Source organism: Microvirga zambiensis WSM3693, assembly GCF_016735695.1.
GTDB classification, from domain to species: domain Bacteria; phylum Pseudomonadota; class Alphaproteobacteria; order Rhizobiales; family Beijerinckiaceae; genus Microvirga; species Microvirga zambiensis.
The window spans coordinates 1-1,271 of record NZ_JAERQD010000191.1 but is presented as its reverse complement, the minus strand read 5'-3'; the positions used below and the strand labels follow the sequence as shown (position 1 = coordinate 1,271).

Here is a 1,271-nt window from a genome sequence, read left to right as displayed (position 1 = left end):
GAATCCGCAGCTACTTTGGGCATCCGTCATTCCGCTATGCCGCATAGTTCAAGTTCACCCAAGCCGGATCAGTAACAATCAAGCGGCTTGTGCACAAGCTATATAGTCACCAAGCCACTGGGTGAGCACGTCAATATTGTCGGCATCATCGACTGGTACGCCTTCCATTGACAGCTCCAAACCTCGCAAAGCACGACGCGGCAGCCGCAGCCTGTCAAGAATGGCCCTATGTATGAGGGATTGGCTCTTCCAAAACGCCTCATTCAGCACCCTGTAGGGAATGAGTGTGACGTACTGACGATTTCCCGTCATGTGGTCGAGCATATAGGCTGTACTGAAGACACGCGCATGATCAGTCACCGGTTTGCCTGGCCAGTTTTTTCCACTCGCCGTCTGCCCGAAAAAGAAGGCCGGCGGCGGCGGCATGCCCTCGGATGTCCAAGCAATGACATCGACACCGCCGTCCTTCTCATGAGGTGAAGTGTAGGGACCAGGGGGGGTTCTAACACTAAACCCTCCCCCTGCCGCCGCCGCCCGGGTGAGCAGCTCCACAATTGTCTCGCCGGTTTGCCGGGGCCAGCCGACACTGAAGGCCGGGCCAGTCGCTAAGCCAGCCAATCCCAGGGTCGCGACGATTTGGAAGACACGGTTTCTTAGTCGCGTCAGCAGTTCGCCGCCCGGCGGAGTGCGAAGGATCGCCGACCCCGTCACATGGGTAGTGATCAGGCATATTAGATAGAATGCGTACTTGGGATCGCGCCAATTGCCATCGAGAAGAAGCTCGTCGCCAGAGGCGGAAAGATCAAACGGACAGGTTTCGCCTAGGTTACGCTGCCGAAGGTTGATCTCGTTCTCCAGGCGTTCAACAAGCTGCTCTCGCCGCTTGTCACGTTCGCCGATGTCGTCTTCAGCTGTTTCCTCCAGCGTTATTAGTGAGCCGAGCAGAGCGTCAACCCGCGCGACACCGAAGGTGTCGAAGAGTGCGGTCAGCTCCATCCAATCGACGAGATCATCGTCGCCCAGGACAAGCGTGGGCGGATCAATCGGAGTGGCCATCTGAGACTACTCCGCCGTTGTGCCGGCCATAGCCGCATCAATGCTGATTCTGACGATATTGGCGCGCTTCACAACCGACTCGGCGATTTTCTGAAGCTCAGGCTGCAATTGAGGATCGAAGCCTTCCAGAGTTAAAACGGCACTGTTGCGGTAACCTCGGCAGTATAATCCAGAGCGGCCAATCGAGGAGCCGCCCTGTTGTCTTTGTTCAAGCG

Annotated in this window: 1 protein-coding gene and 1 pseudogene; both read right to left on the bottom strand. The window is 57.0% G+C overall.

Features of this window, described 5'->3' with window-relative positions:
* Positions 1-78 precede the first annotated feature (78 nt).
* Positions 79-1,056 (bottom strand): hypothetical protein, encoded by a 978-nt coding sequence (locus tag JKL46_RS34815; RefSeq protein ID WP_201843018.1) that lies wholly within the window; start codon positions 1,054-1,056, stop codon positions 79-81.
* Positions 1,057-1,062: 6 nt separating this feature from the next.
* Positions 1,063-1,271 (bottom strand): annotated as a pseudogene (locus JKL46_RS34810) (hypothetical protein); the annotation flags it as partial.